Raw genomic sequence first — 19,487 nt, 5'->3', positions numbered from 1 at the left:
CTTCAGAATATGCTGACGGCATGGTATTGTCACTTCACCCGGTTTTCGAATGTGTTGACCAAGTCTTCCATCTCATGGGTTTTCACTCTGGCCATTAAGGATTCTACGGCTGTTTCTACCTTCTGCCCGTTAAATAATACTTGGTGAAGCGCCTCTGTGATCGGCATTTTCACTTGGTATTTTTGAGACAGCTGATACGCAGCTTTCGTCGTCCGCACGCCTTCAACAACCATCCCCATCTTATCCAGGACAGCTTCCAGCTTGTATCCTTTGCCGAGCAGGTTGCCGGCGCGCCAGTTTCGGGAATGAACGCTTGTACACGTCACGATTAAATCGCCTACACCGGTCAGGCCTGAAAAGGTGAGCGGATTTCCGCCCATCTTTGTGCCGAGTCTGGCGATTTCAGCAAGACCTCGGGTGATTAAGGCCGCTTTTGCGTTATCTCCGTATCCCAATCCGTCTGTAATCCCCGCTGCAAGAGCGATGATATTCTTTAACGCTCCCCCTATTTCAACACCGATCATATCCGGATTGGTATAGACGCGGAAATGCTGGTTCATGAATAAATCCTGAACCGCTTCTGCAGCCTTGATATTTTTTGAAGATGATGTAACAGTCGTCGGGTGTCTTAATCCGACTTCCTCAGCGTGGCTCGGCCCTGAAAGCACGACGATGTCTTTTCTGTACTCCTCAGGCAGCTCCTCTTCCATTAATTCTGAAATGCGGAGAAGCGAATCCGGCTCAATTCCCTTGCTGACATGAACAAAAATCGATTGTTTCGGGATGTACGTCAGAGCCTTTTTCAGCACTTCCCGAATGGCTTTTGTCGGAACTGCCACAATGATGAAGTCAGCTCCTTTTAAAGCCTCGCTTAAATCAGCTGTACCGATGATAGAACTTGATAGCTCCACCCCCGGCAGATAATCTTTGTTTTCATGCAGTTCGTTGATTTGATCGATCAATTCGGCACGATGTCCCCACATCATGACTTGATGTCCGTTATCAGCCAGCACTAAAGAAAGTGCAGTGCCCCAGCTTCCCGCTCCAAGCATTGCCACTTTTTTCATCTCTGTATCACACCTTTTTATTTTCTTGCTCTTGCAAATATTTTAATTGGCGTACCTTCAAATCCGAAAGCGTCCCGGATTCGGTTTTCTAAAAAGCGTTCATAAGAAAAATGCATCAATTCCGGATCGTTGACAAAAACAACGAAGCTCGGCGGCTTAACAGCGACTTGAGTCGCATAGTAAATTTTCAGACGGGAGCCGTTGTGCGTCGGAGTCGGATTCATGGCGACCGCATCCATGATGACATCATTTAAGACATTTGTCTGCACGCGGAGAGAGTGGTTTTCACTCGCTTTAATAATCGCAGGCATGAGTGTATGAATCCGCTTTGTCGTCAGTGCCGACATAAACAGCACCGGCGCGTAATCGAGAAATTGGAAATGTTCCCGAATATTCTGTTCAAATTCTTTCATCGTGCGCTCGTCTTTATCAACGGCATCCCATTTGTTTACGATAATGACGACGGCTTTCCCGGCTTCATGGGCGTATCCTGCGATCCGCTTGTCCTGCTCAAGGATGCCTTCTTCTGCATTCAGCACAACGCCGACGACGTCTGAGCGGTCAATGGCTTTTAACGCCCGAAGCACACTGTATTTTTCTGTTGTTTCATATACTTTACCCTTTTTTCTCATTCCCGCCGTGTCAACGATTACAAATTCCTGCTGATTGTAGGTGAACGCCGTATCCACAGCGTCTCTGGTCGTTCCGGCTACGTTGCTTACGATAACCCGCTCTTCGCCGAGCATCGCATTGACAAGGGATGATTTTCCGACATTCGGGCGGCCGATCAGGCAGAATTGAACGACATCATCACTGTACTTCGTCTCTGGAATGTTTTTAAAATGCTCGGCACAAGCATCGAGCAAATCTCCTAATCCTAAACCGTGTGTGCCCGAAATCGGATACGGTTCTCCAAAGCCGAGCGCATAAAAGTCATAGATGTTCGCTCTCATTTCGGTATTATCTAATTTATTAACGGCTAATACGACCGGTTTTTTCGTCCGGTACAGTATTTTTGCCACCTCTTCATCCGCAGACGTCACACCTTCGCGGCCGTTCACCATAAAGATGATCACATCAGCCTCGTCCATGGCGATTTCAGCCTGCTGGCGGATCTGTGTCAGAAACGGTTCGTCTCCGATATCAATTCCGCCCGTATCAATCAGGTTAAAATCATAATTCAGCCATTCCGCCGAACTGTATATCCGGTCCCGCGTCACTCCGGGGGTATCTTCTACTATTGAAATTCTTTCACCCGCAATCCGGTTAAAGATTGTGGATTTTCCCACATTCGGTCTTCCGACAATGGCTACGACAGGTTTACCCATAGTACCCTTCCTTTCAATCCAGCCGCTTACATTTTCACAAAAAATTGTTCAACCGGTTATTAAAAATCATCTTCGCTATGAAAAGAACCCTTCAAACAGAAGGGCTTAACTCATTTATTATATCAGTTTTCACTGAGATCACAATGTATTCTTCAAAATGTTTCGCATTCATGTAACAGTCTCCGTCTGTTTTCAAGACATTTTCGTCGCTCCTTTGCCCTGCTTTTTGCTTTTTTGGCTGATGCGCGCCGCAAACTGTTCATATGTAGTCAGCCCGACGAGAAGAATCACTCCCGCCGAACAGCCTGAAAGCCATTTATAATCCCCGACGGCTGCCGCACCCGCAATATTACGGATGACTGCAGCATACAATAGCTCCCCCTGGCACATGCCGAGAACAAAAAGACAAAGCCTCTCAGGGAACCGCCCCTCAACGGAAAGCGTAATAACGGTAAGCAGTATAACCGCCGCCCATTCAGGTTTTATGATAAACCAAACAGGGTCATATAATGCAAAAAGAAAAATAAAGCCGTACGCCGCAGCCGCCGTCAGATGAATCACAATATTACGGAGCCGTTTATGCATGCCGAGGCTTCCCGCATAAACAAATGCCGCAGCAAAAAACATGACATATGCCGCATTCAGCGTAAAATAAGCCGTAATCTGATGTATGCTTGCCATCATATTAGTCAAAATAAAGACTGATACGTAAAAACGGCTTTTTGTTTTGGCAAAAATAAAAGTCGTAAGTATCCATAAAAACCACATTGACCAGTAATAATAAAACGGTTCCATAATCGCTCCTCCTCTGATCAGTATGGAGCGGGAACGCATTTTTTAAACCAATTATGCCTGAAAGGAGCGGATAAGGATGGGAAAAGACAGACAGGAGAAAAAACTGAAAGCCTCCCGCCGGGTGGAATCTGATCGCGATGATTCGATTCACCATAAAGGAGCGACAAGCCTTGAGCAAAACGGGGAATTCCGAAAAAGAAAATCTTAAAAAACAGAAAAAGGCATGCGGGTCCGCATGCCTTTTAACGTCTGCTGAAACGGGACGTGTCAATCCCCCGTTCAGAAAGCCAGTGATGTGTGTCACCTTTTATGACCAAAGGCGCCTTTTGCAATTGGGCAACCGATTGGCATCCGAGGGCGGTCATAATCATTTTCAGCTCTTGCAAAAGCGCCGTCATCTCGTCAAACAGGCCCTCTTCTCCTTTAGAGGTGAGAGCTTTCAGGAAAGTGCCCGCCATTCCCGCGCTGGAAGCACCGAGGGCAATCGATTTGGCGACATCCAGGGCACTTTGCAGCCCGCCGGATGCGATAATTGATTGATCAGCGGAGAGCGAATGGATTTCCGCTAAGCTTGCAGCAGTGGAAATTCCCCACGTATTAAAAAATTGAAGCGCCTTCTCTCTGCGCATATTTTCGATCTTAGAGAAATTTGTACCGCCGTATCCGCCGGCATCAACTGCTGCTGCGCCAGCATCAAATAACTGCCGTGCCGATTCCTTGCTCATTCCGAAGCCGACTTCTTTGACAAAAACGGGCACTCCCGCTTCCGCCGCAATCCGCTCAATACGGCCGAGAGCGCCAGTAAAGCTTCTGTCACCCTCTGGCATTACGATCTCCTGAATCACATTTAAATGAATCTGGAGGGCATCTGCTTGAATCATATCAACTGCCCTTTTCGCCTGCTCGGCATCCGCCTCACTGCCTAAATTGGCAAATATCAGCCCGTCCGGATTCTCTTTTCTGACGATCTCGTAAGAACACCGTTCGGAGGGATCTTTTAAAGCTGACATTTGCGAACCGACAGCCAGCGGCATGCCGGCTTTGCGCGCGGCTCTTGCCAGCGATCTGTTAATTTCGTATGTAAGCTGTCCGCCGCCGCCTGTCATCGCATTGATAAAAATCGGCGAACTGCTAGTGAGTCCGCCGATTTTCGTTGATATATCCACTTTTTCCAATGCTAGGTTCGGTAGGCTGACATGAACAAACGTAATATCATCAAGCCCCGTTTCCCGGTTTTGGCCGGTAGACAGCGCATGATTTATATGTTCTCTTTTTCGTTCTGCTCGTGTCACGTTTTATCACCAATTTATTTTAATTTATTAAGCTTGTCTCCGATTAAATCGCCAAGCTGGAAGCCGGTGCTCGGCTCTTCTTTCGCCTGGTATTGGCGGAAGTCCTCTTGATCGGCTTTCGGCGCTTCTTCAAGCTCACGCATGCTTAAGGAAATGCGCTCTTCGCTTTCGTTCACGTCAAGCACTTTCACTTTAACAGTCTGTCCTTCTTCAAGCACTTCATGCGGCGTTCCGATATGTTTATTGGAAATTTGCGAAATGTGCACAAGTCCTTCCACGCCCGGAAGAATTTCAACGAAGGCGCCGAAGCTTACAAGGCGCTGCACTTTTCCTTCAAGCACATCTCCCTGCTTTACCTTTTCGCCGACCTGGCTCCAAGGTCCCGGCAGCGTTTCTTTAATAGATAAAGAAATACGCTCGTTATCGCGGTCTACGGACAGTACTTTCACTTTTACGTCCTGACCTTCTTCCACCACGTCAGACGGTTTTTCGACGTGTGAATGAGACAGCTGCGAAATATGAACAAGCCCGTCAATTCCGCCGATGTCGACAAATGCGCCGAAATCAGTCAGACGCTGCACTTTTCCTTCAAGCACGCTTCCAACCTCAAGCGTTTGGAGAAAATCATGCTTTTTGGCTGTCTGTTCTTTTTCCACTACAGCCCGGTGTGACAGAATCACCCGGTTTTTATCACGGTCGAGTTCAACGACGATAAGAGAGAGGGTTTTCCCTTTATAGTCAGTGAAATCCTCGACGAAATGAGCTTCGACAAGTGATGCGGGAATGAAGCCGCGAACACCGATATCAACGACGAGGCCGCCTTTCACCACATCTTTCACTTCAGCTTCAAACACTTCTTTTGTGTCGAATTTTTTTTCAAGGTCTTCCCAAGCGCGGTCAGCATCAACGGCACGTTTAGATAAAATCAAAGCATCGTCTTCCACTTTTGTTACTTTCAGGTCAAGCTCGTCGTCAACTTTTACGACATCCGATGCTTTCTCTACATGAAGACTTGATAATTCACTGATTGGAATGATTCCGGACTGTTTGACATTGACAATTTCGACATCTACATGCTTGTCCTCTACCTTTGTCACAATCCCTTTTACTACATCTCCAACCTCTGGCACTTGAACATCAATTTGATTCATTTCCTCTGTCATTTGAATAACCTCCTTGGTCCAAACCTACACAGCTTAATTAATACGGTTTGAAAGCTGAACATGTGAATGTCCGCTTTTCAGCCGAATATGTATTAAAGAATCATCCAAAAAAGATTTTGAATGATCAATAAAAAGTTTTATTAGTATTAACTTCTAATAAATGGACTGGTTTGTCAAGCAATAACATCTTGTCTTTCGAAAAAAATTATAAAGCGCTCCGCCCGAAGTTAACGTGATTTCTGTTCGACGATCTCCAGAATTTTTCCTGCGACTTCGGCAATGCTGAGTGACGTCGTATCGATTTCAATCGCGTCTTCCGCTTTGCGCAGCGGGGAAACTTCCCTCTCTGAATCAAGCTTGTCGCGTCTGGCAATTTCTTCAATGAGCGTCTCGTAATTCACGTCATAGCCTTTTTTCTTATTCTCTTCATATCGGCGCTTCGCTCTTTCCTCTACGGACGCGAGCAGAAAAATTTTCACTTCGGCGTCAGGCAGCACGTGAGTACCGATATCACGGCCGTCCATGACGACACCGCCTTTTTGTCCGAGCTGCTGCTGTCTTTTGACCATTTCTTCTCTGACGCCTTTATGCTTGGCGGCGATTGATACTTGGTTGCTGACTTCGTCTTTTCGGATTTCTTCTGTCACATCTTCTCCGTTTACCAGAACGATTTGTCCTTCCGGAGCGGATACAAGCTCAATTTCCGTACGCTTCAGCAGCTCTGTAAGCGCGGCTTCATCAGTTAAATCGGCATTCTGCTTGAGCGCCGTATATGTAATGGCACGATACATCGCTCCTGTATCAATGTACACATATGATTTTCTCTCAGCCACTATTTTAGCAACGGTGCTTTTTCCGGCAGCGGCCGGCCCGTCGATCGCAATTGATAATTTCTTGTCCATAATCTCTCTCCTTGCTCTTTACTCCTCTATGGATTGTATCATGAACTGCCGGAAAAGGGGCGAAAAAATTGAGCTGATTTACCGCTTTACCGTTTCAATCCATTCTTTTTTCTCCATTTTATCAACTCCCTCATATTTCACAGCTTTCGAAATATAAGGTTCAATAGGCTGATAATGAAGCAAAAATTGCACCGCGCCCAAAATGATAAGCTGAATGCAGACCAATTTGACCAGCAGACGTTCAAACGTTTTCATACACGCGCACCTCCATTAGGATTAGTATGGAAAAGTGCGCTGCTGTTTATTCCGACAGACTGTTTCTTCTCTGCTGCAGCTGCGCGCGCATGCAATATTGGAGTAACAGCTGCTGCGCTGCGGGGACGATTTCTGTAAATTCAAGCGTCATTTTTTGTTTATCCGCCTTTTCATCATAAAAAATCCGCTGGGTAACAGCCTCAGCCGTTATATCCGCCGTATTATCCTTGCCGGGAAGAGAAAATGAGACATACAGCTTTTCACCTGGTTCCGCGGAAATATGCTCAGGCATCACAACAGCGATTCCGCCGGCGCTGATATTAGAGGAAACCGTTTGGAAAGCGGTTTTTTTCGCTTCCATTTTGACGGATACATCCAATACTGCGTCTGCACGAACGTATCGGCGTCTTTGAATCCGCTTCATTTCCTCCTGAGGGGGGATGTCCAATCCGATCATCGGGATGGGGTCTTTTTTCTTTCCTTTGATTATGCTTTTAAATTGATACGGCACTTGGCCATTCCCCATAAATTCCGCTGTTATTTCCAATCCTTTATGCAAAAAGACCGTCCGTCCCGAATCCAGATCGACGGGATATGAGATGTGCAGTTCGCCGTTTTCAACGCTTACTGCTTTGCTCCTCGCTTTTTTGGGTTCATTGTTCTCTATGTATTCAATCCAAATATAATCTCCGACAGCTATCATGGGCCTTCACTCTTTCATTATTTATGCTTTTATTAAAGCATGTAACGAAAAAAAGGAAAAGACTTTTAGTCCTTTCCTCCTTTATTTTTATAGGTCTTTATATATAGGTTCTGCACTTTTTAACTTTTCTATTTTTTCCTCTTTTCCGTCGTCCGCATTAATGAACATTTGATACGTGTCTTTCCCGATCGTCCCGAGCATTTCGTAGCAAAGCACTTCCTGACCGAGTTCATTCGTGATCAGCGCCTGCCGCGTCTCCCGCACTTCAACATTTTTATTCAGCTTCGCTTTCGCTTCATCAGCTGACAAAGCGGGAGCCGGAATCGTTCTCGTGCGGTGCGCCGCCAGGTAATCACGCGCGGAAAAACCGACGACTTCACCATCATCCAGCGCCACTTTCATTCGGATGGCTTCCGGATAAATGCGGACATTTTTCTCCACGGGGATAAAAGAAAAGACGCCGATGTTATTATATTGCGCGCTTTCATCAATTTCGAGGCCTTTTGTTTCATATCCATTTTTCTTTAAAAACGCGACGGCCCGGTTAGATGCTTCATTGAGGCTGATCTTTTGTTTCTTCACGGCCCGTTTTTGAATCAAATAGACCGGATGTCCGCCTTTTTGGGTAATATCCATATAGATAAAAGACTTGTTGTCGGCGTCTTTCATGCGGATGCTGTATACGTCCCGATTCGTTTTCCTGCCGCTTTTGACCACTTTAATTGAATAATTATGATCAGGCGCAAACCGTTGCGCGATTTTGACCGCTTCTTTTTCCGTAATTTGTTTTCCTTTCAGATGCGTAAAACCTTTTCGTTCTGTATTTGCTCCCGTAAATGTGGGGCTGATGCTGTCTTCAGAAAAAGCGCCTACATTTTTTTCGACTGTTTTAAAGCTGTCGACGATCGTATTATCGCTTTGTTTTTTGTCAGAGGCGAGCGCCATCTCAACATCCATCCACCGTAAATTTTTGCTCATGACGAGATGCTGAACGCTGCGGAGCTGGTTTTGAATGTTCTCCGCCTGTTTGTACAGGCTGTTCAGTGTTGTATATTCTTTCTTATCAAGCGGTTTTTGATCTAAATCCCGGACGGATGTTTTATAGCTGAAATCTCCTATGTTGGATAAAAACTCCTCCGTCTTATTAAAAGGCATGAGAGTCAGCGGCAGCTGGCTCACATTGTTATGAGCTTCAGATGTTATTCTCCATACATCAATGAGCGCCGGAGACAGAGATTTTTTACTGTTCATCGCAAGCGTCGTCCCGATTTTGTCGTGAAGCTGATCTACATGGTACGTCAATTCATGAAAAGCCCTTTGATAATTATTTTCCGCATGCAGAAGGACCGCATCTTTTTCCTGATGCTCTTTATATCCCCAATATCCGGTTGCGGCAATCACGACACCGAGAATAGCGATAATGATTCCTCTAATCATGTTAACACCTCATTTTTCGTACTTTTACTCACAGAAAATGTGTTTTCCGATTCTTTTTATCTGCGGACGTCCCCAAATCCATTTGCTTGTCGCCGTATCAGGATTGAAATAATAAATCGCGTTTTCAGAAGGGTCCCAACCGTTGATCGCATCAAGAACCGCTTCTTTTGCTCTTTCATTCGGCTGCATGTATATTTGGCCGTCGGCAACAGCGGTAAACGCGAGCGGTTCGAAAATGACGCCAGCCACCGTATTCGGAAATAACGGGCTTTTAATACGGTTTAAAATAACCGCGGCGATGGCAACCTGTCCTTCAAACGGCTCACCGCGTGCTTCCCCGTACACAGCCTGCGCCAAAAGATTGATGTCGTTGTTTGAGAAACCGCCAGGCATATTGGCCGCTGTCGTATTTTGCTTTTGATTTGACTGACCGCCTGTATTGTTTTGCGGCTTTTGAGCAGGCTTATTCGTTCCCGCAGCCGGCTTCTGCGTTCCGGCTCTCGGTTTTGTTTGGTTTTCCAATGGGACGTTGCCATAATGAGTGAACGTATTCCCTTTTTGGATCTGCTCCATTACATATTCACGGTAATATTTTGATTTAGAGATCAGCACCTGTTTGGTTTTCGCGCCGACGAGGCCGTCAACCGGCTTCATGCCGAATTTCTCCTGAAAATTCCTCACGGCCCAGTATGTGGTCCAGCCGTAAACACCATCGATTTTCCCGTTATAAAATCCGTTATATTGAAGACGGGCCTGCAATTCTATAACATCATCACCCGTCGCGCCTCTTTGAATCACTTGATTTGAAAACGCATGAACCGTTTCATGATGATCGAAGAAAGCGGCGGCGAAAGAAAATAGAATGAGACATGCCATAAAGGCTCCTTTGCACTTCATCTCTTCAAGCCTCCTACTGCAAAATTTAAAGTGTACCCGTATTGTCTGTCACGAGGTTATTTTTATGCACGTTTCCTTCTTATCCCTCGTCAAGGCATAAAAAAAGAAACCGCACGCGACGCGCGGTTTCTTCACACTTGGATCATATTGACGGAGCGTGCTTTTTTTGCCTTTCGCAGCCCGAACCACCATAAAAACAGCATAAACGGCAGCATATAATATACCCAATGATTGAGGGCGGTAAGAATAAAATCGTAAGAACCGTGCAGACATGAAGGCACAGTCAGCGAAATCACAAGCCATTTGACACGGGCTTTTTTCTGCGAAAAGCGGGCTTTTCCGAGATAAAATCCCATAATCACTCCGATCAGCGCATGGCAGGAGACCGGCAGAAGCGCCCTTATGAAAGCATGCTCAACGCCGTGGCCGAATAAATACAAAATATTTTCAAGCGTGGCAAAGCCTAAAGACACACTGGCCCCGTAAACGATTCCGTCATAATGCTCATCAAAATGAGCATGCGGGTACACACTGATCATCAGAACGAACCATTTCACCGATTCTTCCAAAAATCCCGATGACAAAAACGAAACGAAAAAGCTTCCTCCCCCCACATGCTCTTTTTCAAGAACATATTGGATAAACATGGTCGGAAACACAAGGACCACCCCGAGAAAAAAAGACCTCAGCACCATATGTACGGGTTCATTGTCATACTGATCTTTTAAATAAAAATAGCTTAACAGCGCAATGCCGGGAGCAATTCCTGCAGAGATGATTGCAAACATCAGGCAACCTCTTTCCTTTATATTCCTATATCTATCGTACCATGTTGTTTATATTTTTACATCTATCAATTTTTTAAAAAAAGAGCATATGAATGATCATATGCTCTCTCTACCCAGCCGTTTTGATATTTCATTTGCGATCAAGCCGCCGTGAAAACGGCCGTTCTCGATAAAAATTTCGTTGGCGTTATTTCCAGCCGCAATGACTCCGGCGATAAAAACACCGTCAACATTTGTTTCCATCGTTTCTTCCCGGAAAAACGGCCGGCCTGATTCCGCATCAATCCGCACACCGATTTTTTCGAGGAAACCGTGATCGGGATGGTATCCCGTCATGGCAAATACGAAATCGTTTTTCAGCCGGACCGTCTCATTTCGGCCCGAGCGGAAAATGATTTCATCTTCCGTCACTTCTTCAAGACAAGCGCCGAATTCCATCCGGATTGTGCCGTTTCTGACAAGGGCCTCAAACTCAGGCAGAATCCACGGCTTGATGCTCGGGGAGTACTCATGTCCTCTGTAGAGCACCGTGACGCGCGCACCGGACTTCACCAGTTCCAAAGCCGCGTCCACACTTGAGTTTTTCCCGCCGATCACAGCAACATCTTTATCAAAATAAGGATGACCTTCTTTAAAGTAATGAAATACCTTAGGAAGCCCTTCACCCGGTATGTTCATATAATTCGGATGATCATAATATCCTGTCGCAATGATACAAAACGGAGTGAGGTAGCGGTCTTTTGATGTCTCTACAAGAAAACGGCCGTCTTCCTGTTTCGTTACGCGCTCCACCGTTTCAAAGGCGTTTACGCGCAGCTCTTTTCTTCTGACAACCTCTCTGTAATAAGAGAGAGCCTGTATTCGAACCGGTTTTCTGTTTTCCGTAATAAAGGCGACATCGCCGATCTCCAATTTTTCACTTGAACTGAAAAAAGTTTGGTGGGTCGGATAGTTATAAATGCTGTTTACGACATTCCCTTTTTCGATCACAAGCGCGTTCACGCCAATTTGCTTCAGATGTATAGCCGCCGATAATCCGCAAGGACCTCCGCCTATTATAATTGCTTTTTCTTCTGTCATGTCCTTCAACTCCTGCGATTGGCATTTCCATCATAAGTTTCCACTCATATAAAAAATCTCCTATATTATCATAGGAGATTTTTTTTGTTTATGCAAACGATTGGTTTATATCCAGCCTCTGAAACGCGAAGCCTCCGCCATTTTCCGCACGCCGACCATGTAAGCCGCAAGCCTCATGTCAATCCGGCGGTTTTGGGACATTTCATAAATATTATTAAACGATTTTATCATCATATTTTCCAGTTTTTCCTCGACTTCTTCTTCACTCCAGTAGAAGCCCTGGTTATTTTGAACCCATTCGAAATAAGAAACCGTTACACCGCCGGCGCTCGCCAGAACATCGGGAACCAGCAGCGTTCCTTTGTCTGTCAGGATTTTCGTTCCTTCCAGTGTCGTCGGTCCGTTTGCCGCTTCTACAACGATTTTCGCTTTGATACGGTCAGCGTTTTCTTCTGTAATTTGGTTTTCGATCGCCGCCGGGACAAGTATATCACAGTCCAGCTCAAGCAGCTCCTGATTCGTAATGGTGTCATTGAAAAGTTTCGTCACCGTTCCGAAGCTGTCTCTGCGGTCAAGCAGATAATCAATATCAAGACCGTCCGGATCGTAAAGACCTCCGTACGCGTCAGAAATTCCGACAACTTTCGCGCCGGCGTCATGCATAAACTTGGCCAGATAGCTGCCCGCGTTTCCGAATCCTTGTACGACGACGCGCGCGTTCTGAATATCGAGACCTTTTTTCTTGGCCGCTTCTTTTATGCAGATGGTGACGCCTTTTGCCGTCGCTGATTCCCTGCCGTGGGACCCGCCGAGTACAAGCGGTTTTCCCGTAATAAAGCCGGGTGAGTTAAATTCATCAATTCTTGAATATTCATCCATCATCCAAGCCATAATCTGTGAGTTTGTAAATACGTCAGGTGCCGGGACGTCTTTAGTCGGTCCGACAATCTGACTGATTGCTCTGACATATCCCCTGCTTAGCCTTTCAAGCTCTCTGAATGACATATTTCTCGGATCACAAACAATTCCGCCTTTACCACCGCCATAAGGAAGATCAATAATTCCGCATTTTAAACTCATCCAGATGGAAAGTGCTTTCACCTCTTTTTCAGTTACATTCGGGTGAAAACGAATGCCGCCTTTTGTCGGACCTACGGAATCATTGTGCTGCGCACGATAGCCTGTGAATATTTTCACAGACCCGTCATCCATCCGAACAGGAATTTTAACCGTTAATAATCTGAGCGGCTCTTTCAGCAGTTCATACACTTCTTCTGGATACCCCAATTTTTCCAGAGCTTTATGTATTACGGTTTGGGTTGATTTTAATACATCATGTTTGTCTTCTTCATTATGACCGGTGAATCGATCGGCTGCCATTTGAGTTAACCTCCTAAAATCTTCTGTTTCTCTCATGCTCCCTTTCAGTGACTAGTATACACCTTCAATATCTCCGTGCATAGAAGAAAGACAATGATTTTTCCATTATTTCGCTTAAAAAAAGACGGCCGCTGAAAACAGCTGCCGTTTCAAATCTTTTTTATGAAAAATGTTTCTGGATGGTCTCCACAGCATTGCCGTCCATGATGAGTTTTCCGTACTCATGGAGCCTGTAAATCGTAATCGTCGCCGGGTGTCCGTATTCAGCCAGCACCGCGATGACGCCTTCGGCGGAACGGGAGCCGAGGTCTTCAAGGCTTACATAGTATTGGTTCTCATAGTGGTAGACGGCGCCGCCGGTAATCCCGATTCGGTGAAGGCTTCCGGCAAGCTGAATGATATCTTCAAACGAATGAAACTGATAAATAATATCCGGGCTTTCGTCAAGTTTGACCTGCATCTCGATATAATCATCGTCATATTCGTCATCTTCTGCGTCCGCGTCATGATTTTTCGTTACAATCACAACCATGCCTTGTGCCTGAAGAGAATATACTTCCACCGCGATCGGACCATTCGCTTCAAAGCCGAGCTCTGTATTTGCTTCATTCATCATATCTTTAAATAACTGGTGGACTTTAAACGAGTCCTTCCAGAGGTCTTCTTTTGTCAGTCCCCGATCAGTCAGATCGTCGAGGGTTAAAAAGATTTTAATCTTATTATAGTTCAGACGCTCAAGCCGCATAATGTTCCCTCCTGCCTCTTCTTGCACACAAATCATATAACACAGTATATGAATAAATGAGTCATAGGTTCTTAATTTGTTATCAGTTTACACCGTGTACAGCGGGAAGACAAGCAGAATGCCGTTTTTTATCACCGCGGCCGGGTTTGTTTCAGGAAGACGGCTCATCCGGTCCGCATAGCGTAATCATATGCGTCTCCGGTTTCGCCCCGAGCCTCAGCGGAACTTTTGTCGTCCCGTAGCCGTTGCTGATCAGGTAATGCGCTTTTTTTACCATTCCCGTCCCGCCCAATTCGTACGGCCCGAACCGGCCGAAACGGATTTGGCCGCCATGCGTATGGCCGCTGAACACAGCGTCAATCCCGTCTGACTCCCTCATCTGCCCATGGATGTCGGGGTTATGGCAAAGCAGGAGGTTTACTTTGTCAGCATCCGTATATCTGATTGCAGAATCGTAATCATCCATCATCATCCTGATATCATCCACGCCGCAGATCGTAACGGTTTCCCCTTTATAAGCAAACTGAACCGATTCATTTCTCAGCGGGATCACTTTATATGCCTGTAAAAGAGAGAGCAGTTTTTGCTGGCTGACCTCGTAATCGTTATTCCCCCACACATACATGACAGGCGCTAGAGCCGTCAGACGTTTGATGTTTTCTTCAATTCTGGCGTAAGGAACTCCGCCCTCCGCCAAATCACCGCCGAGCAAAACGGCATCCGGCTTATAACCTGCCGCTTCGCGGAGAAGCTTTTCATCAATTAAACGGCGGTGCACGTCAGATATAAAAAAGATGGTGAGCGGCTTCATCCCCTTCATTTTATCAAGCGTAAATGTATGTGTTTTCAGATGGCTGCCGTTTGCCGTTTTGTACATAACGGCAGCCATAACCGCAGCCGCTCCCGCCAATGAGCCGAGAATTCCCGCTGTAAGCTTCATAAACGCACTCTCCATTCTGTCATTGTCTTACATTAGACGGACAAACAAAAAAAGACGTTTCTATCCTTTCCGGAAAACGCCTCATTTTATTTGCTTTCAAAATAAAGATTGATATCATACCGATGTTTCATCAAGTGAAAAACAGATTCTCTCGCCCTCCATTTTTCAGGCTGGGGCCATAAATCCGTGCTTTTTTGGATAATTTCACATCTCAATTTATGAAATTCACCCTCAGCTTTTTCTTCCTTTTTTTTAAAATAATAAGAAGTGCAATACGCAAAAGCGGAAGCCATAATCCAGCACAAGTAAACCGTATGGCCTAATATTTCCTGCAGAATCAGCTGCGGAGAGGCTTGGGGGGCATTAAAGCTTTTAAACATCAGCAGTATGCACATCAGGGAAAAACAAACGAGGGACGCCCACTGCCATCTTCGGCATTGTGCGGCATAATTTTCGTATTTTAATTTCCGTTTCACCAGCGCCTGAAGCATTTGTTTCGTCGGTCCGTCAGCAAATCGGTCTAATTGCTTCCATAAAGAATCCATGCGCTTCACACCTTGTCCGTTTTCATTGGTACACTATATGAAAAACGCGGTGAAAACATGCATTTATTTTAATCAGACAGCGGAATGTTCAGAACCTGGCCGGTGTACACGTCGTTTCCGTTTAATCCGTTGTAGCTGCGGATTTTTTCTTCGCCCGCCCGGCTTTTATAATATTTCATTGAAATGCGGTAAAGCGTTTCTTTCGGCTGTACAGTATGCTGTACGGTCCGCACATTTTTCGGGACAGTCCCGGCTTGATCACTCGCGGCAGCCGGAGCCGCTTTTTCACGGACAGCCGGCGGAGACTGCTGTTTTGTCTCCGCGTTTTCGGTGTCTGTCGGCTTTACTTGTTTTTCTGAGGGCGTTTCCGTTTTTTTAGGTGTTTTTTCACTTGGTTTTTCTTTCGTTTTTTCAGGTGCAGCCGCTTCTTTCTTATCTTTGTCGTCAGACTTTTTTTTCGGTTGTTCTAAAAGAGCGGTTTCTGACGTTTCTTTCTGAGCGCCTTTCGGAATAACGGCAGGCGCGCTTTCACTGTGGTCTATGAAGACATCTTCATAGTCCTTCGGGTCAAATCTGCTGCTGTTCGTCATATAAAGAAGACCGAAAAAGACACCGATTGTTACGATAATGAACAGGACGGTCAGAAAAGTGAACAGCGGCGTTTTTGTTTTGGTTTTTTCCTTCACCTGCTCTTCCTTTTTTTTACGCTCCTCTTTTACAGATTGTCTTGTCGGGAGGCTGTCTTCAAGATATTCAATTTGTTCATCCGCGGCCGCGGCAACCTGCTGCTCGGCACGCAGCTGAGCTTTTCTTCTTTCAACTCTTGACATTTCCGTCATGCAAACCCCTCCTAACATATTGAAAACGGATCTGACAGGCAAATACCGCATCAATAATAAAATGCGCTGTAACCGGAACGAATAAATTGCCGGTCCATTCATAGATAAGCCCCAGCAAAAGACTGATGCCCGCAACCATCATAAACAGAAGCCACTTCGCCAAGTATCTGAAATGAAGCACGGTAAAAATGAAGCTGGCGGCCCATAAGCCGATATGTGTCTGCAGAACGCCTCTGAACAAAATCTCTTCGCTGAACGAAATGAGAAGCGTCAAAAACAAAATGTGTAAAACCGGCCTGTTCTTAAAAAGCAATACATTAATGCCGCCGTCATCATATAAATGCGAAGGACACCATTTCATCACCGCAAGATCGGCAATAATGACAAGGACAGCAAGAGTTACACCGTACCATATGATATTATCGTCACGTATATGCCACAGCTTTAAAAAATCGTGAATGTCGGTAAAAAAGAAAAAGCCGATAACAGCTGAAACCGCCAATATGAGCAATTGGGTGGCATACAGCTGCATCACAATCTCCCGGTCTGAGAGCTGCCGGATCAATTCGCTTTGCCGTCTCAGCTGAACTCACCCGCAGACTCTGAACCGAAAATCCGGCCTAATTCCAGCTTCCAATCTTCAAACCGTTCCATATTTTTACGTTCTCCTTTTTGCTCGTACGGAGCCAGATCAAGTCCGCAGCTGCTGCAGCATTGTCCGGTTTGACCTTCAGGCTCATACGATTCATCAAAATAAGACAGCAGCGCTTCTCTTATACATTCTTTCCGCTCTAATAACGCCGAAAAACGATTCATTTTACGCAGCTTCTTTTCCACGCGGTATGTCAGTTCTTCCTGTAGCTGCTCTTTTGTGGTTTTTCCTTGCAGATACAGATGGACGGCCGTTCGCGCCTGTGTTTCCTGGACGCCCTTGTTGATCAGAACGTCCCGAAGCTTTCGTTCATCACTCGTACCGGCATCCCGTATGACGGCCAGAATGCCTTCCAGATCATAATCAGACAGGCTTTCTGTCTGAATAATCTGCTGCTGAAGCTCGGTATCGCCGGGCGCCCTCAGCAAAATACTGACACTCGGGCTGCCGTCGCGTCCCGCTCTGCCGATTTCCTGCATAAAGGCCTCAGCCGTTTGGGGAGGATAAAAGTGAATGACAAAGCGGATATCTGACTTATCCACACCCATGCCGAACGCATTGGTACAGCAGATGCAATCAAGCTGGTTATGGATAAATTGCTGCTGGATTAAGATTCTGTCCCCTGTATCCATTCCGCCGTGATAATAATCCGTCCGCTTTCCCGTTTTTTCATTCAGCTCAGCCGCAAGCTCTTCCGCCCATTTTCTGGTCGGACAATATATGATACCCGGGCCTTCAAGCTTTTCGGCAAGCTCCGTGAGCCTGCTTATTTTCTCGGCATTATCCGCCAAATGTTCTGCCGCCAGGAGAATATTCGGCCGGTTGACTGAATAAAGATGACGCACCGCATGCTCAAGTCCGAGCACATCCATCACGTCTCTGAGTGTTTCTTTTGTCGCTGTTGCGGTCAGCGCCAATACAGGCGGCTTTCCGAGTGCCTGCCTGAAAGGCCCGAGCTTCGAGTAATCAGGCCTGAAATCATGTCCCCATTCTGATATGCAATGAGCCTCATCAATAACAAATAAACTGACCGGAACGTTTTTCAAACGGTTCAGTACATAAGGTGAAGAAAGGGCTTCAGGAGACATATAGAGAAATTTATACCTGCTGATGTTGCTGAGAATAAAATGCCGCTCTGCGGAATTCAGCATGCTGTTTAATGCAGCAACCCGCTTTTCTCCTTTCGCTTTCAGCTGCTGCACCTGATCTTCCATTAATGATAGAAGCGGCGAAATAATCAGCACCAGCCCGTCCATCATGTAACCCGGGAGCTGATAGCATAATGATTTTCCCCCGCCGGTCGGAAGCATGGCGATCGTATCTTTTTTTTGGAGCACGCTAGTCATAATCTCTTCCTGCCCCTTTTTAAAGGAATGCAAACCAAAATACCTGGATAAAGCTTTATGCAGCTCAGTCATGCTGATTCACCGTCTTTGCCAGCGCCAGCCTGATCTGAAAATAGCTGAAGCGCATCTGCATTCCTTCGCGAATCCGTTTAATTTTATTCGTTTGATGCTGTTTTGCAAATGCCGTTATCATACGCTGTTCCTCTTCAGAAAGATACTGTTCTATAAAAAATGCAGGCTGATGCAATGATATTTCTACGATATGATCTTCGATTGTGGCGGTTTTTAAATTTCTGACCGCGGCGATCCGTTCAATCGGAAACCCTTTTTCCAACAGCTCAAAGGTTTTTCTGGCAGACTGTGTCAGCGCGCTTTCCGCCTGCAGATCGGACAACAGCTCGCGCAGAGCGGGATATGCACATTGCGGAAGCGATTGAATAACATAATGTACCGCTCCCCAAAACTGGACGGACACATACCATTCATCTTCGTTCAGCTGGAGAGCGAGCTGCTTATTCGTTTTGCCGATTCTGTTGAATGAAGTTAAAGAATAGACAAAAATTAGCGCCTGCCGTTCACTTACGCCTTGCAGAAGCTGAAACAGCGCGTCATGCATTTGGACGGAAAGCTCTTTAGCATCTCTGTTTTTCCGCATGAACCGTTTGACCCATCTCAGCGTCTGCACATCGTTGGTAACCGGGATATATTGACTGCATTGATGCTCTTTGTTTGACAGGACTTGAATGAGCAGGGAAAGCCGCCTCCACAGGGTGACGGCAGGCGTTTGATAATTCGCGCCGTGGCAGTGCTTCGGCCAAGGCCGCTCGGCAAACGCCCGTTCAAGCCTTTGAACGCCGCGCGCAGTCACTTTCCACGTTCCCTCTTCTTTTCCGGCTGTGATGTATGAGCTTTCGGTGAGTTTATGCAAAGAAGCCGCAATATCGCCGCGTTCACACTGTGAAGCCATGCCGAAATATTTAGCGATCTGAAATAAGCCGGCATCCTGAATGGTTTGAGACGACTTTTTTCCTTTTAATAAATGAAACACAGCACTCGGAGTCCGTTCGCCGTCTATTTTGTCCAGACAGTCGAGAACCACGATATCAAAGTAGTTTATCGCCAATCTAAACACACCTACATTTCTTCTGTGACAAGTTTCGTTTTTTGGTTCTTTTTATTTTAACAGATTTTCATATAAATTTGACGTTTAAAGTCATCTTTTAGGGGGAAGTGCTAAAGAGAATCCCTTATGTGATAAGCATTCTCAATCATTTTTCTGTTGAAATTTGACACTAACATCATTACAATAAGTAAGAGGAATAGGTGTTATATT

21 protein-coding genes are annotated in these 19,487 nt (G+C 45.9%); 1 reads left to right on the top strand and 20 read right to left on the bottom strand.

Features of this window, described 5'->3' with window-relative positions; genetic code table 11:
• Nucleotides 1–29 precede the first annotated feature (29 nt).
• The 3 genes from BXO87_RS14450 to BXO87_RS14440 all read right to left on the bottom strand — a co-directional run bounded on the left by BXO87_RS14450 (nucleotide 30) and on the right by BXO87_RS14440 (nucleotide 3,190).
• Nucleotides 30–1,067: an NAD(P)H-dependent glycerol-3-phosphate dehydrogenase gene (locus BXO87_RS14450; RefSeq protein ID WP_038458987.1), complete on the bottom strand. Its 1,038-nt coding sequence runs from the start codon at nucleotides 1,065–1,067 to the stop codon at nucleotides 30–32.
• Between the two features lie 17 nt (nucleotides 1,068–1,084).
• Nucleotides 1,085–2,395 (bottom strand): ribosome biogenesis GTPase Der, encoded by a 1,311-nt coding sequence (der, locus tag BXO87_RS14445; protein WP_003153433.1) that lies wholly within the window; start codon nucleotides 2,393–2,395, stop codon nucleotides 1,085–1,087.
• A gap of 192 nt (nucleotides 2,396–2,587) precedes the next feature.
• On the bottom strand, nucleotides 2,588–3,190 hold the full coding sequence (locus tag BXO87_RS14440) for a YphA family membrane protein (RefSeq protein WP_038458989.1): 603 nt from the start codon (nucleotides 3,188–3,190) through the stop codon (nucleotides 2,588–2,590).
• Nucleotides 3,191–3,266: 76 nt separating this feature from the next.
• Here BXO87_RS14440 and BXO87_RS14435 point away from each other — a divergent pair, with 76 nt between their 5' ends.
• Nucleotides 3,267–3,398 carry a YpzI family protein gene (locus BXO87_RS14435; RefSeq protein ID WP_003153429.1) on the top strand — a complete coding sequence of 44 codons (132 nt, stop codon included), beginning with the start codon at nucleotides 3,267–3,269 and terminating at the stop codon, nucleotides 3,396–3,398.
• A 34-nt stretch (nucleotides 3,399–3,432) separates the two neighbouring features.
• Here the strand turns inward: BXO87_RS14435 and fni are convergent, their stop codons facing one another.
• The 17 genes from fni to BXO87_RS14355 all read right to left on the bottom strand — a co-directional run bounded on the left by fni (nucleotide 3,433) and on the right by BXO87_RS14355 (nucleotide 19,277).
• A complete protein-coding gene (fni, locus tag BXO87_RS14430) occupies nucleotides 3,433–4,482 on the bottom strand; it encodes a type 2 isopentenyl-diphosphate Delta-isomerase (RefSeq protein ID WP_038458991.1) in 1,050 nt (349 codons plus the stop codon).
• Nucleotides 4,483–4,496: 14 nt separating this feature from the next.
• Nucleotides 4,497–5,645: a 30S ribosomal protein S1 gene (gene rpsA / locus BXO87_RS14425; protein ID WP_007612259.1), complete on the bottom strand. Its 1,149-nt coding sequence runs from the start codon at nucleotides 5,643–5,645 to the stop codon at nucleotides 4,497–4,499.
• Between the two features lie 227 nt (nucleotides 5,646–5,872).
• On the bottom strand, nucleotides 5,873–6,547 hold the full coding sequence (gene cmk, locus BXO87_RS14420) for a (d)CMP kinase (RefSeq protein WP_038458993.1): 675 nt from the start codon (nucleotides 6,545–6,547) through the stop codon (nucleotides 5,873–5,875).
• A gap of 78 nt (nucleotides 6,548–6,625) precedes the next feature.
• Nucleotides 6,626–6,802, bottom strand: coding sequence for a YpfB family protein (locus tag BXO87_RS20725; RefSeq protein ID WP_003153420.1), 177 nt, complete (start codon nucleotides 6,800–6,802; stop codon nucleotides 6,626–6,628).
• 46 nt (nucleotides 6,803–6,848) lie between these two features.
• The gene (locus tag BXO87_RS14415; RefSeq protein ID WP_038458995.1) at nucleotides 6,849–7,505 is read right to left on the bottom strand and encodes a flagellar brake protein; all 657 of its coding nucleotides are present in this window, start codon (nucleotides 7,503–7,505) and stop codon (nucleotides 6,849–6,851) included.
• Nucleotides 7,506–7,592: 87 nt separating this feature from the next.
• The gene (ypeB, locus tag BXO87_RS14410) at nucleotides 7,593–8,942 is read right to left on the bottom strand and encodes a germination protein YpeB (protein WP_038458997.1); all 1,350 of its coding nucleotides are present in this window, start codon (nucleotides 8,940–8,942) and stop codon (nucleotides 7,593–7,595) included.
• Between the two features lie 24 nt (nucleotides 8,943–8,966).
• A complete protein-coding gene (sleB, locus tag BXO87_RS14405) occupies nucleotides 8,967–9,839 on the bottom strand; it encodes a spore cortex-lytic enzyme (protein WP_007612266.1) in 873 nt (290 codons plus the stop codon).
• A 131-nt stretch (nucleotides 9,840–9,970) separates the two neighbouring features.
• Complete coding sequence (gene prsW / locus BXO87_RS14400; protein WP_007612268.1) at nucleotides 9,971–10,627, bottom strand: glutamic-type intramembrane protease PrsW; 657 nt, start codon at nucleotides 10,625–10,627, stop codon at nucleotides 9,971–9,973.
• A 96-nt stretch (nucleotides 10,628–10,723) separates the two neighbouring features.
• Complete coding sequence (locus tag BXO87_RS14395; protein ID WP_014418270.1) at nucleotides 10,724–11,707, bottom strand: YpdA family putative bacillithiol disulfide reductase; 984 nt, start codon at nucleotides 11,705–11,707, stop codon at nucleotides 10,724–10,726.
• A 105-nt stretch (nucleotides 11,708–11,812) separates the two neighbouring features.
• Nucleotides 11,813–13,087 carry an NAD-specific glutamate dehydrogenase gene (gene gudB, locus BXO87_RS14390; RefSeq protein ID WP_003153413.1) on the bottom strand — a complete coding sequence of 425 codons (1,275 nt, stop codon included), beginning with the start codon at nucleotides 13,085–13,087 and terminating at the stop codon, nucleotides 11,813–11,815.
• A gap of 160 nt (nucleotides 13,088–13,247) precedes the next feature.
• Complete coding sequence (locus tag BXO87_RS14385) at nucleotides 13,248–13,832, bottom strand: genetic competence negative regulator (protein WP_038458999.1); 585 nt, start codon at nucleotides 13,830–13,832, stop codon at nucleotides 13,248–13,250.
• Nucleotides 13,833–13,983: 151 nt separating this feature from the next.
• On the bottom strand, nucleotides 13,984–14,772 hold the full coding sequence (locus BXO87_RS14380; RefSeq protein WP_038459001.1) for a metallophosphoesterase: 789 nt from the start codon (nucleotides 14,770–14,772) through the stop codon (nucleotides 13,984–13,986).
• Between the two features lie 86 nt (nucleotides 14,773–14,858).
• Nucleotides 14,859–15,317: a YpbF family protein gene (locus BXO87_RS14375; protein WP_007409443.1), complete on the bottom strand. Its 459-nt coding sequence runs from the start codon at nucleotides 15,315–15,317 to the stop codon at nucleotides 14,859–14,861.
• A gap of 68 nt (nucleotides 15,318–15,385) precedes the next feature.
• Nucleotides 15,386–16,156, bottom strand: coding sequence for a LysM peptidoglycan-binding domain-containing protein (locus BXO87_RS14370; protein WP_038459003.1), 771 nt, complete (start codon nucleotides 16,154–16,156; stop codon nucleotides 15,386–15,388).
• Nucleotides 16,134–16,721 (bottom strand): CPBP family intramembrane glutamic endopeptidase, encoded by a 588-nt coding sequence (locus tag BXO87_RS14365; protein ID WP_079891835.1) that lies wholly within the window; start codon nucleotides 16,719–16,721, stop codon nucleotides 16,134–16,136. The genes BXO87_RS14370 and BXO87_RS14365 overlap by 23 nt, the downstream gene beginning before the upstream one ends.
• A gap of 14 nt (nucleotides 16,722–16,735) precedes the next feature.
• A complete protein-coding gene (locus BXO87_RS14360; RefSeq protein ID WP_038459007.1) occupies nucleotides 16,736–18,226 on the bottom strand; it encodes a RecQ family ATP-dependent DNA helicase in 1,491 nt (496 codons plus the stop codon).
• The gene (locus BXO87_RS14355) at nucleotides 18,219–19,277 is read right to left on the bottom strand and encodes a YpbB family protein (RefSeq protein WP_038459009.1); all 1,059 of its coding nucleotides are present in this window, start codon (nucleotides 19,275–19,277) and stop codon (nucleotides 18,219–18,221) included. The genes BXO87_RS14360 and BXO87_RS14355 overlap by 8 nt, the downstream gene beginning before the upstream one ends.
• Nucleotides 19,278–19,487: the final 210 nt, after the last annotated feature.

Origin of the sequence: Bacillus sp. GZB, from assembly GCF_001975995.1 — a bacterium.
Classification (GTDB): Bacteria; Bacillota; Bacilli; order Bacillales; family Bacillaceae; genus Bacillus; species Bacillus velezensis.
The sequence above is the reverse complement of the archived record's forward strand: the minus strand, read 5'-3'. Positions and strand labels throughout refer to the sequence as shown.